At 64.7% G+C, this 13,217-nt stretch carries 13 protein-coding genes; 8 read left to right on the top strand and 5 right to left on the bottom strand.

Annotated elements, in window-relative coordinates:
* Nucleotides 1-56 precede the first annotated feature (56 nt).
* Nucleotides 57-1,112, bottom strand: a complete 1,056-nt coding sequence (locus tag C4S73_RS23295) for an ABC transporter ATP-binding protein (protein WP_103874981.1) — start codon at nt 1,110-1,112, stop codon at nt 57-59.
* Between the two features lie 255 nt (nt 1,113-1,367).
* Here C4S73_RS23295 and C4S73_RS23290 point away from each other — a divergent pair, with 255 nt between their 5' ends.
* The 3 genes from C4S73_RS23290 (at nt 1,368) to C4S73_RS23280 (ending at nt 4,102) form a co-directional block, all read left to right on the top strand.
* Nucleotides 1,368-2,147: a FadR/GntR family transcriptional regulator gene (locus C4S73_RS23290; protein ID WP_160115894.1), complete on the top strand. Its 780-nt coding sequence runs from the start codon at nt 1,368-1,370 to the stop codon at nt 2,145-2,147.
* A gap of 159 nt (nt 2,148-2,306) precedes the next feature.
* Entirely contained in the window at nt 2,307-3,281 is a 975-nt protein-coding gene (locus C4S73_RS23285) for a 2-hydroxyacid dehydrogenase (protein ID WP_103874979.1), read from the top strand.
* 8 nt (nt 3,282-3,289) lie between these two features.
* Entirely contained in the window at nt 3,290-4,102 is an 813-nt protein-coding gene (locus tag C4S73_RS23280) for an AprI/Inh family metalloprotease inhibitor (protein WP_160115893.1), read from the top strand.
* Between the two features lie 103 nt (nt 4,103-4,205).
* On the opposite strand, the gene hppD is transcribed toward C4S73_RS23280, so the two are convergent.
* Nucleotides 4,206-5,333 carry a 4-hydroxyphenylpyruvate dioxygenase gene (hppD, locus tag C4S73_RS23275; RefSeq protein ID WP_103874977.1) on the bottom strand — a complete coding sequence of 376 codons (1,128 nt, stop codon included), beginning with the start codon at nt 5,331-5,333 and terminating at the stop codon, nt 4,206-4,208.
* 124 nt (nt 5,334-5,457) lie between these two features.
* Between hppD and C4S73_RS23270 the strand changes: the two genes are divergently transcribed.
* The 5 genes from C4S73_RS23270 to C4S73_RS23250 all read left to right on the top strand — a co-directional run bounded on the left by C4S73_RS23270 (nt 5,458) and on the right by C4S73_RS23250 (nt 10,149).
* Nucleotides 5,458-5,928 (top strand): Lrp/AsnC family transcriptional regulator, encoded by a 471-nt coding sequence (locus tag C4S73_RS23270; RefSeq protein WP_103874976.1) that lies wholly within the window; start codon nt 5,458-5,460, stop codon nt 5,926-5,928.
* Between the two features lie 119 nt (nt 5,929-6,047).
* Nucleotides 6,048-6,941 (top strand): tellurite resistance TerB family protein, encoded by an 894-nt coding sequence (locus C4S73_RS23265; RefSeq protein WP_160115892.1) that lies wholly within the window; start codon nt 6,048-6,050, stop codon nt 6,939-6,941.
* Nucleotides 6,942-7,256: 315 nt separating this feature from the next.
* The gene (locus C4S73_RS23260; protein WP_103874974.1) at nt 7,257-8,258 is read left to right on the top strand and encodes a UbiA family prenyltransferase; all 1,002 of its coding nucleotides are present in this window, start codon (nt 7,257-7,259) and stop codon (nt 8,256-8,258) included.
* Nucleotides 8,255-9,565, top strand: a complete 1,311-nt coding sequence (locus C4S73_RS23255) for an FAD-binding oxidoreductase (protein ID WP_160115890.1) — start codon at nt 8,255-8,257, stop codon at nt 9,563-9,565. The genes C4S73_RS23260 and C4S73_RS23255 overlap by 4 nt, the downstream gene beginning before the upstream one ends.
* Nucleotides 9,566-9,852: 287 nt before the next feature.
* The gene (locus C4S73_RS23250; RefSeq protein WP_103875038.1) at nt 9,853-10,149 is read left to right on the top strand and encodes a hypothetical protein; all 297 of its coding nucleotides are present in this window, start codon (nt 9,853-9,855) and stop codon (nt 10,147-10,149) included.
* A 90-nt stretch (nt 10,150-10,239) separates the two neighbouring features.
* Here the strand turns inward: C4S73_RS23250 and C4S73_RS23245 are convergent, their stop codons facing one another.
* From C4S73_RS23245 to C4S73_RS23235, 3 genes are all read right to left on the bottom strand, one after another.
* The gene (locus C4S73_RS23245; protein ID WP_103874973.1) at nt 10,240-10,617 is read right to left on the bottom strand and encodes a VOC family protein; all 378 of its coding nucleotides are present in this window, start codon (nt 10,615-10,617) and stop codon (nt 10,240-10,242) included.
* 119 nt (nt 10,618-10,736) lie between these two features.
* Nucleotides 10,737-12,191: an aspartate aminotransferase family protein gene (locus C4S73_RS23240; RefSeq protein WP_103874972.1), complete on the bottom strand. Its 1,455-nt coding sequence runs from the start codon at nt 12,189-12,191 to the stop codon at nt 10,737-10,739.
* A complete protein-coding gene (locus C4S73_RS23235; RefSeq protein ID WP_103874971.1) occupies nt 12,188-13,192 on the bottom strand; it encodes an NAD-dependent epimerase/dehydratase family protein in 1,005 nt (334 codons plus the stop codon). Before C4S73_RS23235 ends, C4S73_RS23240 begins: the two co-directional genes overlap by 4 nt.
* Between the last annotated feature and the right edge of the window lie 25 nt (nt 13,193-13,217).

Raw genomic sequence — 13,217 nt, 5'->3', positions numbered from 1 at the left:
TCGTGTCTCGTCTCTCCCGATCAGGCTTCGGCGCGTTGCGCAGGCCTGCGGACCGCTCAGTCGATCCGCTTGCCCGTGGCCGCGTCGAAGAGATGCGTCACATGGATATCGGGCGTGATGGTGATCGTCTCGCCGGGCTTGGCGGTGATGCGCTCGCGAAAGACGCAGGTCAGGCTCTGGCCGCCGCAGCGGACGATGACCTGGGTCTCCGAGCCCATCGGCTCGATGACCACGACCTCGGCCTTCAGGCCGTTGGGATTGAGCTGGATATGCTCGGGCCGGATGCCGAACACCGCCGCCTTGCCGTTGGAATCGGCCGGATGCTGGCCGATTGGCCAGACCACGCCACCTTCGGTCTCGAACCCTGCAGCCGTGATCGTGCCCTTGAGCAGGTTCATCGAGGGCGAGCCGATGAAAGCCGCCACGAACAGGTTGTTGGGGCGATCGTAGAGGTCGAGCGGCGCGCCCATCTGCTCGACGATGCCGTCATGCATCACCACGATCTTGTCGGCCATGGTCATGGCCTCGATCTGGTCGTGGGTCACGTAAACCGTCGTCGTCTTCAGACGCTGGTGCAGCTCCTTGATCTCGGTGCGCATCTGCACGCGCAGCTTGGCGTCGAGGTTGGAGAGCGGCTCGTCGAACAGGAAGACCTGCGGATCGCGCACGATGGCGCGGCCCATCGCGACGCGCTGGCGCTGGCCGCCCGAAAGCTGGCGCGGAAAGCGGTCGAGCAGCTTGTCGAGGCCAAGGATGCCGGCCGCTTTGTTGACGCGCTCGTCGATCTCGGCCTTGGGCGCCTTCCGCAGCTTCATCGAGAAGGCCATGTTGTCGGCCACGGTCATGTGCGGATAGAGCGCATAGTTCTGGAACACCATCGCGATGTCGCGCTCTTTGGGCGGCACGTCGTTGACGACGCGCGGGCCGATCCGGATCTCGCCACCGGAGATGTTCTCCAGCCCCGCGATCATCCGCAGAAGCGTCGACTTCCCGCAGCCGGACGGACCGACCAGGATGACGAATTCACCGTCGTTGATATCGATGTCGACGCCGTGGATGACCTGCGTCGAGCCATAGGCCTTGCGCACGTCGGCAATCTGGACTGAGGCCATCTGGAGCCTTCCCTTGGACTTCTGTTTCCCCGAGGACGCGGTAGCCCTCCCTTGGGGAGTGATTCCACATCAGCATTATCGGCTTCTTGTGACCGATCGATGCAAACGGCCGCAGATCAGGCTTGGCCTGTTGCGTCCGGTATCATCTGCGATAAAGTCATACGATACGAGCAGGCGTGTCAAGCGCCGCGGCGATGGCGAACATGGCGCATTTTTCCGCCGCACGCTTCGCGAAATCCAGGGGGGCGGCAAACAATGCGGGTGCGCGACTATTCGCGGCCGACGACCTTGAATCCCGACCGTTTGTTCGGTCAGGTCGCGCAGAAACTCGCTGTCGCCATCATCACCGGCGCCGTGAAGGCCGGAGAACTTCTGCCCAACGAGGACGATCTGCGGTCGGAGATTTCCGTCTCCCGCACAGCCTATCGCGAGGCCGTAAAGATCCTGACCGCCAAGGGCCTGGTCGAGGCTCGGCCCAAGAGCGGAACCCGCGCCGCCCCTCGCGACAGCTGGAACCTGCTCGACCCCGATGTGCTCTCCTGGCATTTCGAGGCCGACCCGAACGAGAAATTCATCCGCGATCTCTTTGAGTTGCGTCATTTCGTCGAGCCGAGCGCAGCCCGGCTGGCGGCCCTGCGCCGTACCCCCGCCGACATCGCCCGGATCGAGGCCGCCTTTCGCGGCATGACCGAAAACCCGCCCTATGCCGACACGACGATCCGGGCCGACCTCGCCTTCCACGAGGCCATCTTCGCGGCCGCGCAGAACTCGACGCTGCAATGCCTCGCCAGCGTGGTGACGGCGACGATCCAGTGGACCCTGCTGCTGAAATCGGTCGACGACCGCGACTTCTTCGTCGCGTCGCTGGTCGACCACGAACACATCCTGAATGCCATCATCCAGCGCGACGGAGATCTCGCGGCAGCGCGGATGGCCGGACTCGTCATCGACAGCCTGAACGCCACGCTCACCTTCCTGGGCGACGCGGTCACGCTGGCCAACCTGAAAATAGCGAAAATAAAGCATACTAAATAAACGCCGCAGGTGCTTTTCGAGCAGCGCGAAGCGTGTTGAGATGCCGGCCATGCTGCGCAAGGGAGTGTGCGACCCTCGGCTTGGCCTTCATACTCGTTATTTAATCGATTCATAAAGACCGAATCAAGCAGCCCACATCCAGCTTACGGAAGCATCTTCATGACACGGCCCAACGCCACCGAGATCATCATGACCGGCCCGCTGATGCCCTATGCGGCCGACCAGCTGAAGGCGCGTTTCACCGTCCACGAGCTCTGGAAGGCCGATGACCGCGCAGCGCTGCTACGCGAGGTCGCCGACCGCGTGCGCGGCATTGCCGGCGGCGGCGGCCACATGAGGACCGATGGCGCGCTGTTCGACGCGCTGCCTAAGCTCGAGATGATCGCCAATTTCGGTGTCGGCTACGACAATGTCGACGCGGCGGAGGCCGGCAAGCGCGGCATCGTGGTGTCCAACACCCCCGATGTACTCTCCGACGAGGTCGCCGACCTGACGATCGGCCTGCTGCTCGCGACGATCAGGCAATTGCCGCAGGTCGATCGCTATCTGCGCGAAGGCAAGTGGCTGAAGGGCGCCTATCCGCTGACGACATCGCTGCGCAAGCGCAAGGTCGGCATCGTCGGTCTGGGCCGCATCGGCAAAGCCGTCGCGCACCGGCTGGAGGCCTTCGGCGTCCCGATCGCCTATCACGGCCGCTCGCGCCAGGCGGACGTGCCCTATCGCTACTATCCCTCGCTCGTCGAGATGGCTGCCGACGTCGATACGCTGGTCTCCGTCGCGCCCGGCGGCGCCTCGACCCATCACATGATCAATGCCGAGGTGTTCAAGGCGCTCGGCCCCAACGGCATTGTCGTCAATGTCGGCCGCGGCACGGTCATCGACGAACAGGCGCTGATCGAGGCGCTCAAGAGCAAGACCATTCTCTCGGCCGGTCTCGACGTCTTCGAGGACGAACCGCGCGTGCCCGCCGAACTGATCGCGCTGGATCATGTCGTGCTGTTGCCCCATGTCGGCTCTGCCTCGGTCCACACCCGCGAACAGATGGGTCAGCTTCTGGTCGACAACCTGTTTTCGTGGTTCGATGGCAAGGGCCCGCTGACCCCTGTGCCCGAGACACCATGGACGAAAGCCTGAGCCGCAGCATGCTCCGCCACTTAGGTCTCCTCCTGCCGCTGGTCGCGGCAGGCTGTGGATTGTGGTTCGCCCCCGCCGGGGCGCAGACGGCTCCGCCACCGCGCGGGGCCGACAAGGCTCCCGATGCGATCCGCCCGCTGCTCGGCGCCTGGGAGCTCGAACAGGTCGGTGCATCGCGCAGCTGCACCGTCACCCTTGGCGTCGAGGAAACGCCGCAGGGTCGCCAGGTCCGCTTTCCCGCGACCTGCCGGCGCGCATTGCCTGTTCTGTCGGACGTCCAGACCTGGAACATCTCCCCCAATGGCAGGCCGCAATTGCGCGATGCCGCCGGCAAGGTGGTGATCGCCTTCGACGAGCGGACGCCCGACGCCGGCTTTCAGGGCAAGGGAACGGATGGCAAGCAATACGCGCTCGCCTCGAAAGACCACCCCCGCAGCGCCAGGCGCCCAACCCAGAACACGGCCGAGCGGACCGCCACGGCCGCGCAGCGCCCCACGACCGTAGATCCAGCCAGCGCTCCGGCACCGGACACGCTGCCCGGCCGCTACGCCGTGATGCGGCAGCAGAACCGCGAAGCCTGCCGCATCACGCTCAGCGCCACCCCGGTCTCGGCCGACGGCCGCGCACCGGCGGCTTTCGAAGGAACCTGCCAGGATACCGGGCTGACGATCTTCGATCCCGTGGGCTGGCGCTATTCCGGCGGCAGGCTGACGCTGGTCGCCCGCAAGGGCCACGGCGTCGATCTCGTCTTCGAGAACAGCCAATGGCGCAGGGACCCTGCCGTCGGCGCGCCGCTATTGCTGCGCAAGCTCGCACCGTAGAACTCGGCATTGCGAGCACAAGCGAAGCAATCCAGGGCGGCAGCGCTCCACGTCCCCTGGATTGCTTCGTCGCTTGCGCTCCTCGCAATGACGGGGTGGCGCGCTACTCCGCCGCGGTCAACACGCCACGCCGGATCTGGTCCTCTTCGATCGATTCGAACAGCGCCCGGAAATTGCCTTCGCCGAAGCCATCATCGCCCTTGCGCTGGATGAACTCGAAGAAGATCGGCCCGACCACGGTCCCGGAGAATATCTGCAGCAGGACCTTGCTCATCCGGCCTTCCTTGGACCCGAGCGCCACCGCCCCTTCGCCATCGATCAGGATGCCATTGGCCTTCAGCCGGTCGACCGGCTCGCCATGCCCTGGCACGCGGGCATCGATCTTCTCGTAATAGGTCGCGGGCGGCGCCGGCATGAAGGGCAACTGGTTGCGACGCAATTGCTCGACAGTGGCGTAGATGTCGTGCGCGCCCATCGCGACATGCTGGATGCCCTCGCCCTTATACTGGCGCAGGTACTCCTCGATCTGGCTCTTGTCGTCGAGCGACTCGTTGATCGGAATGCGGATCTTGCCGCAGGGCGAGGTCAAAGCGCGCGAGATCAGCCCGGTCAGCTTGCCCTCGATATTGAAGAAGCGGATCTCGCGGAAATTGAACAGCTTGCCATACCAGTCGGCCCAATGGTTCATCCGACCGCGCTGGACGTTATGCGTGAGGTGATCGAGATAGTAGAGTCCTGCCTGCTCGGGATGCGGGTCCGCCTCGGCGATCCACTCGAAATCGACGTCCCAGATCGAGCCCTTCTCGCCATAGCGATCGACGAAATAAAGGATCGAACCGCCAATGCCCTTCACAGCGGGGATGGTGAGCTCGCCGGGACCGACCTTGCTTTCATAAGGCTCCGCACCGACCGACACGGCGCGCGCGAAGGCCTGCTTCGCATCGACAACGCGAAAGGCCATGGCGCAGGCGCAGGGGCCGTGCTCTGACGCGAAACCTTGCGCGAAAGAGTTCGGCTCGGCGTTCACGACGAAGTTGATGTCGCCCTGTCGATATAGCGTGACCTGCTTCGAGCGGTGCCGGGCGACCGGCGTGAACCCCATCGTCTCGAACAGAGCGCCAAGCTTTTCCGGCTCCGGATGAGCGTATTCGACGAATTCGAAGCCATCGGTGCCCATCGGATTGGCGTCCGAAATGGCCGGCGGAGCGGCATCGTGCGGAAACGGACCCATAAGAGCTCTCCTCTTGTTCGCTCGTGTCATGTTCGCGCGCCGACGAGGCAAAGAGCTTGCAAAATTGTGAGAATGACGGTCAATTTTGCACAGACTGAGCACTTCGGCTTAAATGATGCACGGTATGACCAATCTCGACGCCTTCGACTGGCGCCTGCTCGATGCTCTCCAGCAGGACGCCTCGCTGACGAACGGAGCTCTCGCCGACAAGGTCGGGCTATCCGCGAGCCAGGTCTCACGGCGGCGGCAACGTCTGGAGCAGGACGGCGCGATCCGCGGCTATCGTGCCGTGATCGAACCCTCGGCCGTCGGGCTCGGCGTCATCGTCTTCATCCATGTCGCGCTCGACACGCACTCCCGCGACAATGCGCGGCGCTTTCGCGATCTCGTGCGGTTGACGCCCGCGATCCTGGAGGCGCATGCGCTGACCGGCGAGGCAGATTACCTGCTCAAGGTGGCTGTCGGAGACCTCAAGGAGCTGTCTCGCCTCGTCAACGAAATCTTGATGCCGCATGAGAGCGTGGCGCGCGTGCGCTCGGAGATTGCGCTGGAGACGCTGAAGGAACCGGGCCTGCTGCCGCTGCCAATGGCCTAGGTCCGGTGTTATAAAACCGCAGCCCTGCCGTGCTGTTTTGCATGATCCCTCTGGCGATTGTGCATTGCGGTACCTAACTCCGCCGCAGGGTGGCTATGCCGCGACTGAAAGGAAAACCTATGTTCAACGCCAAATCGCTGCTCGATGCCCTGATCAGTGCAGGTAGCCAGGCCGGATCGCAGGCAGGGCAGCCGGGCGGTCTCGGCGGCATGCTGGGCGGGCTCGCCGAGCAGGTCCAGAAGGCCGGCGGCGCAGGCGGTCTGGCCGGGATGGCCGGCCAGATTTTCGGTCAGGCCACGCAGGGCGTCGGCGACGCCGCGCGCCAGACCGGCGTGCAGCAGACGGCGACCGACGCCTTCGGCAAGGTCGCGGGTGGCCGTTCGCCGCAGGACATTCTCGAACAGGCCAAGGGCATGTTCAACAGCAATCCCGCCATGGCCACCGCAGTGCTGGGCGGCCTCGGGGCTCTGGTTTTCGGCACCTCGGCCGGCCGCTCCGTCGCCGGTTCGGCGGCCAAGCTCGGTGGTCTCGCGCTGATCGGCGGCCTCGCCTACAAGGCCTACCAGAACCATCAGGCCGGCAAGCCCCTGCTCGACAGCCAGCAGCAGGCCATCCTGCCTGCCCCCGCCGGCACCGGCTTCGAGCCGGCAGCCGCGACGGAAGCCACTGCGCTGGTCTTCATTCGCGCGATGATCGCAGCGGCCGCCGCCGATGGCACCATCGACCCCGACGAGCGCAACACGATTCTCGGCGGGCTTCGCGAAGCGGGCTTCGATCCCGAGGCGAATGAGTGGCTGGCCAACGAGATGGCCAACCCGGCCTCGGTCGACACGCTGGTCGAAGCGGCTGAATCGCCGGAGCTGGCCGCGCAGATCTATACGGCCGCCCGGATCGCCATCAATCCCGACAAGCCGGCGGAGAAGGACTTCCTTGCAGGGCTCGCAGGCGCGCTTGGCCTCGATGCCGAACTCGTCGCCAATATCGACGCCGCCGCAAGCTCCGCCAAGGCCTGATCGGGCCTGAAGCCTTCTATGACGGCCTGCAGCCATGTGCTGCAGGCCGTGACGACCAGGCTCCTGTCTCTGCGAAAGCATCGCGGCCGATGGGATCGCGATCTGATCTCTCGCGCTTCCGCACGCCTGCCGGCAAACTGCCGCATGCCGCACCCAGAACGATCCCGCCTCATCGCGATGAGCGTGAAACCGGGCCAAATGCCCTGCCTAGCGGCCGGATTTGCCGCGCCGCGCCCAGGATTGCGGCAGGCTGCTGTTAATCATGGCAGCCGATTGGGCGCCCGAAAAAGCCCCTTATCCACCCGTGCTTAGGATTTGTCGGCCAGAAACGCAGCCGCAAGAGCGATCTGCTGTCTGTTGCCGCGCGCATGGGTGAAGCGAGCTCTGCCCGGGAAACGGAACTTCGTAGGGAAAACGAGAGCCGCTATGTCTTTGACCGCGATGATCAGAGCGATGCGGCCGCATCATTGGCTCAAGAACGGCCTCGTCTTCATCCCCATCCTGCTCAACCACGATGTCTTCGATATCGCCGCGATCCAGCACGGCATCGTCGCCTTCATCTCGTTCAGCCTGATCGCATCCTCCATCTACCTCCTCAACGACATCCTCGATGTCGAGGCGGACAGGCGCCATCCGACGAAATGCAAGCGGCCGCTGGCAGCGGGCGAGATCACCGAAAGGCAGGCCTATATGGCCATGCCGCTGCTGCTGCTCACCGCCTTCGCCCTCGCCTTCCTCGTGCCCGAGCCCAGGCTCTTCCTGCTGGCGCTCACGGCCTATCTCGCTTTGGCCCTGGCCTATCTCTTCGTCCTCAAGCGCAAGCTGCTTGTCGACGTGCTCGCTCTGGCCGCCCTGCATACCCTGCGAATTCTCGCCGGCAACGCGGCCGCCGCAATCCCCCTGTCGTCCTGGCTGCTCGCTTTCTCGATGTTCCTGTTCCTCAGCCTTGCCCTGGTGAAGCGTTATGCCGAATTGCGCATCACCCAGGACCAGTCGGGCCTGAAGAAGGCCGGGCGCGGCTACCATGCCGAAGATATCGAGGCCCTGTCCCAGCTCGGCATGGCCTCCGGCTGCACCTGCGCGCTGATCATGGCGCTCTATGTCGACAGCGCCGCAGTGAAGCAGCTTTATCGACATCCGGAGCTGATCTGGCTGGTCTGCCCTATCATCCTCTACCAGATGGCGCGAATCTGGTTCCTGGCCCGGCGCGGACAGTTGCCCGACGATCCGCTCGTCTTCATGATCCGCGACTGGCGCAGCCAGGTCACCGGCGCAACCGTGCTGGCGATCATGGTCGCGGCGACCGTCCTGCCGTGAGCACCCCGCCCGATATCCGCTCCTGGGGTGGGCTGTCGGCGCGGGACAGCGAGTTCGTCGAACCCGAGGACTGGATCGCGGCCCCATCCCGACATCGCCGCCCGGCACTGCCCTTCGGCAATGGGCGCTCCTATGGCGATTCCTGCCTGAACGATGGCGGCACCCTGATCATGGGGCGCGAGCTCCACCGCATTCTGGCGTTCGACCGCGAAAGCGGGCTCATCACTTGCGAGGCCGGCGTCCTTCTCGACACGCTGCTGAAGCTCGTCGTTCCCGCCGGCTGGTTTCCCCCCGTGACGCCCGGCACCTGCTTCGTGACCATCGGCGGGGCTCTTGCCAATGACGTCCATGGCAAGAACCACCATCGCGCCGGCACCTTCGGCCGCCATGTCCGGGCTTTCGAGCTCGTACGCTCGGATGGCAGCCGCCTGACCTGCGCGCCCGACATGAACGGCGAGCTGTTCGCAGCCACCATCGGGGGCTTTGGCCTGACCGGGCTGATCACGCAGGTGACGCTGCAATTGATGCCGGTCGCCTCGGCCGAGATGCGGCAGGAGACGCTGCATTTCGACGGGCTGGACTGCTTCTTCGCGATCGCCGAAGAATCGGATGCGACGCATGACTACACCGTCGCCTGGATCGACTCGCTCGCCAGCGGCGCGAATTTCGGCCGCGGCGTGTTTTTCCGGGCAAATCATGCGCCGGCTTCGGATGCGCCGCAGCCACGCGCCAGGCGCAGCCTGCCCTTCCCGCTCAAGCCGCCGATCCCGCTGATCAACGGGCTGACCCTGCGCGTCTTCAACCTGCTTTACCGGAACGCACAGCCACGGTCGCCGGAGCCGCGACGCATCCCCTATCGCCCGTTTTTCTACCCGCTGGACCGCGTCAACGACTGGAACCGCGCCTACGGGCCGGGCGGCCTGCGCCAATTCCAATGTGCCATCCCCATGATCCACGCCCGCACCGCAGTGGAGGAGATGCTGAGGCGCACGCTGGCGGCCGGCGAAGCCTCCTTCCTGACCGTCCTGAAGATCTTCGGCGACGTTCCCTCGCCCGGCATGATGTCGTTCCCGATTGCCGGGGCGACCCTGACGCTCGATTTTCCCAATCGCGGCGCGCGCACGGCAGCCCTGCTCGACGAACTCGACCGCATTGCGATCACGGCGGGCGGACGTGTGAACCCCTACAAGGACGCCCGCATGTCGCCGGCAACCTTCGAGGCCTCGTTTCCGCATTGGCGCGACTTCGCTGGCCATATCGACCCGGGATTCTCGTCGGGCTTCTGGCGGCGCGTGACAGCTGGCTGAGGGCCTTTGGCGGTAGGCAGCCGCTCATCCGCGGCCGGTACCATCACCCGCACCGTCATCCCGGACAAGCCGCGTAAGCGGCGCCGATCCGGGATCGATCGTAGAGCGCAGTTTCCTCCGATGGATCCCGGATCTCCGCTTCGCTGCGTCCGGGATGACGACGCGTATTTAAAGATGGGGCGCCAAAAAAATCTTCGCCTCGCTTTGAACCTACCCGCCGCCGGCCGCGACCAATGGTCATGGAGGGCGAATGGTTCGCCCCCGAACGAACCTCGGGAGACAGGACGATGACCAGCTTCAGGAAGACCGCCGCCGCCACGCTCGCCGCGCTCACCCTCGCCACCGCCGTTCTGGCGACGGCTGGCGGTGCCGAAGCCCGCCCGCGTTATCGTCATGGCTGGGGCGTCGGCGCCGGCATCGTCGGAGCCCTCGCCGTCGGTGGCCTGCTCGCCGCATCCGCAGGCAATGCCTATGCGGCGCCGGCCTATGATGACGATGAGCCCGTGCGCCGCTGCGACATGGTCGAGCGTGTCAACCGCTTCGGCGAAGTCGTCGGCTACCGCAAGGTCTGCTCGCTCTACTGAGTGACCCTCACCGCAAGAACCTGCCTCGTTCCGAGCCGGCCCGTTGCGCAAGCAACGGGCCGGGCGGCGTTCAGGGGCCGGCCGACGGCCTCACACCCGCGCCTGATGCACGGCCTCCAGCCGCCAGCCCTCGGGATCGACGATGAAAGCGGCATAGTAGTTCGACCCATAATGCAGCCTGAGCCCGGGCGCGCCGTTGTCGCTGCCGCCAACATTGAGAGCGGCTGCGTGAAAGGCATCGACCGCCTCTCTCGATGGCGCGTCGAAGGCGAGATGGAAACCGGGTCCAGCAGGCGCGGCGTCGGGCCTGCGCTTCAACGCGAGCACATCACCGCCGCCGGGCTTGCCGTAGCCCGCTGCATCAGCGTCGCTCCAGACGCGGACCAATCCGAGCGGGGCAAGCGCAGCGTCGTAGAACGCGATCGCCGCAGCGAGATCGCGGACGCCGAAAGAGAGGTGACCGAGCATGAAGCGCTTCCCGTTTGGGAGATCATCTCCCGTGATCTTGTCAGACGATGTCAGGGCGCGCGCAAAAGAAAAGGGCCGGCGAACCGGCCCTTCCCGACAACGGCACAGGCAGCGGGGGCTCAGCCCTTGGCCACTGCAACCTTGCGCAGATAGTCCGTCACGATCTTCGTGATGCCGCGCCCAAGCAGGTCGTCGAGCGCATCGATGAAGGTGTCGCAATCCTCGCGCGTCGCGATCAGCGGCGGCTCGAGGCGGATGACGTTGCGATTATACTCGGTGAAGGCGACGAGCACGTCGTAATCCTTCAGCAGGAGCGCGCCGATGAAGCCGCAGAGCGAACCCTTCAGCTTGTCGTCGAGCAGCGCGACCATGTGCTTCAGCCCGAACGGCAAGGTCTCGCTGATATCGTTGAACTCGACGCCGATCATCAGGCCGCGCCCGCGGATTTCCTTGAGCAGGCTCGGATATTTGGCACGCAGGCCGTTCAGTCGCTCGATCAGGTAGTCGCCCTGGCGCTGGGCGTTGCCCATGAGGTCTTCCTCATAGAGCACGTTCAGCCCCTCGATGGCCGAGATGCAGGCCTCGCCCATGCCGCCGAACGTCGCCTGCGCGTGGATCAGCGCGGTCTTCGGCTTGCCATAGGCCTTCATATAGAGCTCGCGGCGGGCGATCATCGCGCCCATCGCAGCCTTTGAACCACCGAGCGCCTTGGCCAGCGCCGTGACGTCGGGCACCACGCCGTCGCGCTCGAAGGCAAAGAACTGGCCGGTGCGGCCGAGCCCGCACTGGACCTCATCGGCGACCCAGAGCACGTCATGCTTGTCGCAGAGCACGCGCAATTCGCGCCAGAAGCCGAGTGGCGCCTCGACGATGCCGCCGCCGCCCTGAATCGTCTCCATCACGACGATGCCGATCGACTTGTCGCTCTCCAGCGCCTGTCGGATGGCCTCGATATCGCCGAAGGGCACCTTGACCCGGTTGTCGACCAGCTTGAACTGCGACTGGTAAAGGCTGGAATCGGTGACCGAGAGCACGCCCTTGGTCTTGCCGTGGAACGAGTTTGCAGCGTGCAGGATCTTCGAGCGCGCCGGCCCCTGGGCCTGCTCGGCAACCTTCAGCGCCGCTTCCATCGCCTCGGAGCCGGTCGAGCCCAGAAAGACCATGTCGAGATCGCCGGGCGAGATCGCCGCGAGATTGGCCGCAAGCGCGGAGGCATATTGCGACATGAACGCCATGCAGATCTCATGGCGGTTCTCGTCCTGGAATTTCTGCCGGGCCGCGATGATGCGCGGGTGGTTGTGGCCGAAGGCGACCGAGCAGAAGCCCCCGAAGAAATCGAGGATCTTGCGGCCGTCCTTGGTGATGTAATGCATGCCTTCGGCGCGATCGACGAGGATCTTGTCGAAGCCGAGCAGCTTGAGGAAATGCACCTGGCCCGGATTGATATGGGCGGTGAACAGGTCCTTCACCGTGTTGACGTCGAGGTTCTTGGCATCCTCGACGCTGTAGAGTTTGGGACGCGCGGGTGCGTTCGTCATAGCGGCGTCTTCATTCTTGAAAGCGGGCATGCTCATGCTGCGAGGCTCCTCTGGCTCTGCTGATGGGCATCGAGGCCCTTGCGGTATTCGGTGTAGGCGGCGAGCAGCATGTCCTCGTCGCGGTGCATCGGCTTCCAGCCGAGTTCGCGCTTGGCTTTGCTGGTGTCGAGAATGCAGATCTCGTCGGCGATCATGTACTGCTCGGGGTCCATGATCGGCAGGTTCACCGCATCGAGCGCGTTCAGCGTCAGCTTGACCAGCGCGGCCGGCGTCGGCAGCAGGATCGATTTCGAGCCGGCATGCTTGATCAGGTCGCCAAGCAGCTTCCTAACCGGCGGCGGGTCATCCGAACCAAGATTATAGGCGCTGTTGGGGAAATCAGCCTTCCAGGCGGCGACGCAGGCGCTGGCGCAGTCGAACACCGAGATGAACTGATAGGGGTTTTTGCCCGAACCGATCATCGGAACCGGCAGGTTCATGTCGATCAGCTTGAACAGCTTGACGAGAATGCCCAGACGGCCCGGCCCGATGATCAGGCGCGGCCGGAAGATCGGGATCTGGAAGCCCTTGTCACGATAGGTCTGGGCCAGCGTCTCCGTCGCAAGCTTGCTCTCGCCATATTCGCCGAGCGGCTTTGCCGGGTGGGTCTCATCCTGCGGCACGGTCACGGAATGGCCGTAGATCATGTCGGTGGTGAAATGGACCAGCTTGTTGGCCCCTCGCTTCTCCATCCAGGCCAGGATATTGGCCGTGCCGTGATAGTTCACCGGCCAGAAGAACGCGTGCCGCTCCGCCCGCGTCACGATGGGCGAGAGCATCTTGGCCGAGAGATTATAGACGAGGTCGTCCTGCCCGAGCGGGATGCTGTTGACGCTGTCTGCGCTCGTAACGTCGATCTTGTGGAACGGCACCTTGGCGTAATGCGCATGGCCGCTCTTGACGATATCGGCGACCAGCACCTCCTCGCCGACAGCCGAAAGATCGGCCGCCAGATGCGAGCCGACGAAGCCATCTCCGCCGATGATGATATGTTTCATGTTCAGATCGCCACAGGGTGAATGG

Origin of the sequence: Allobosea lathyri (assembly GCF_900108245.1) — a bacterium.
In the GTDB taxonomy this organism is placed as follows: domain Bacteria; phylum Pseudomonadota; class Alphaproteobacteria; order Rhizobiales; family Beijerinckiaceae; genus Allobosea; species Allobosea lathyri.
Note: the sequence above shows the minus strand (reverse complement) of the source record. Positions and strands in the feature narration are given on the sequence as shown.

Excerpts from the sequence above, each read along its gene's own strand:
- C4S73_RS23295 (WP_103874981.1), bottom strand. The coding sequence starts at position 1,112 with ATGGCCTCAGTCCAGATTGCCGACGTGCGCAAGGCCTATGGCTCGACG.
- C4S73_RS23290 (WP_160115894.1), top strand. The coding sequence starts at position 1,368 with ATGCGGGTGCGCGACTATTCGCGGCCGACGACCTTGAATCCCGACCGT.
- C4S73_RS23285 (WP_103874979.1), top strand. The coding sequence starts at position 2,307 with ATGACACGGCCCAACGCCACCGAGATCATCATGACCGGCCCGCTGATG.
- C4S73_RS23280 (WP_160115893.1), top strand. The coding sequence starts at position 3,290 with ATGCTCCGCCACTTAGGTCTCCTCCTGCCGCTGGTCGCGGCAGGCTGT.
- hppD (WP_103874977.1), bottom strand. The coding sequence starts at position 5,333 with ATGGGTCCGTTTCCGCACGATGCCGCTCCGCCGGCCATTTCGGACGCC.
- C4S73_RS23270 (WP_103874976.1), top strand. The coding sequence starts at position 5,458 with ATGACCAATCTCGACGCCTTCGACTGGCGCCTGCTCGATGCTCTCCAG.
- C4S73_RS23265 (WP_160115892.1), top strand. The coding sequence starts at position 6,048 with ATGTTCAACGCCAAATCGCTGCTCGATGCCCTGATCAGTGCAGGTAGC.
- C4S73_RS23250 (WP_103875038.1), top strand. The coding sequence starts at position 9,853 with ATGACCAGCTTCAGGAAGACCGCCGCCGCCACGCTCGCCGCGCTCACC.
- C4S73_RS23245 (WP_103874973.1), bottom strand. The coding sequence starts at position 10,617 with ATGCTCGGTCACCTCTCTTTCGGCGTCCGCGATCTCGCTGCGGCGATC.
- C4S73_RS23240 (WP_103874972.1), bottom strand. The coding sequence starts at position 12,191 with ATGAGCATGCCCGCTTTCAAGAATGAAGACGCCGCTATGACGAACGCA.
- C4S73_RS23235 (WP_103874971.1), bottom strand. The coding sequence starts at position 13,192 with ATGAAACATATCATCATCGGCGGAGATGGCTTCGTCGGCTCGCATCTG.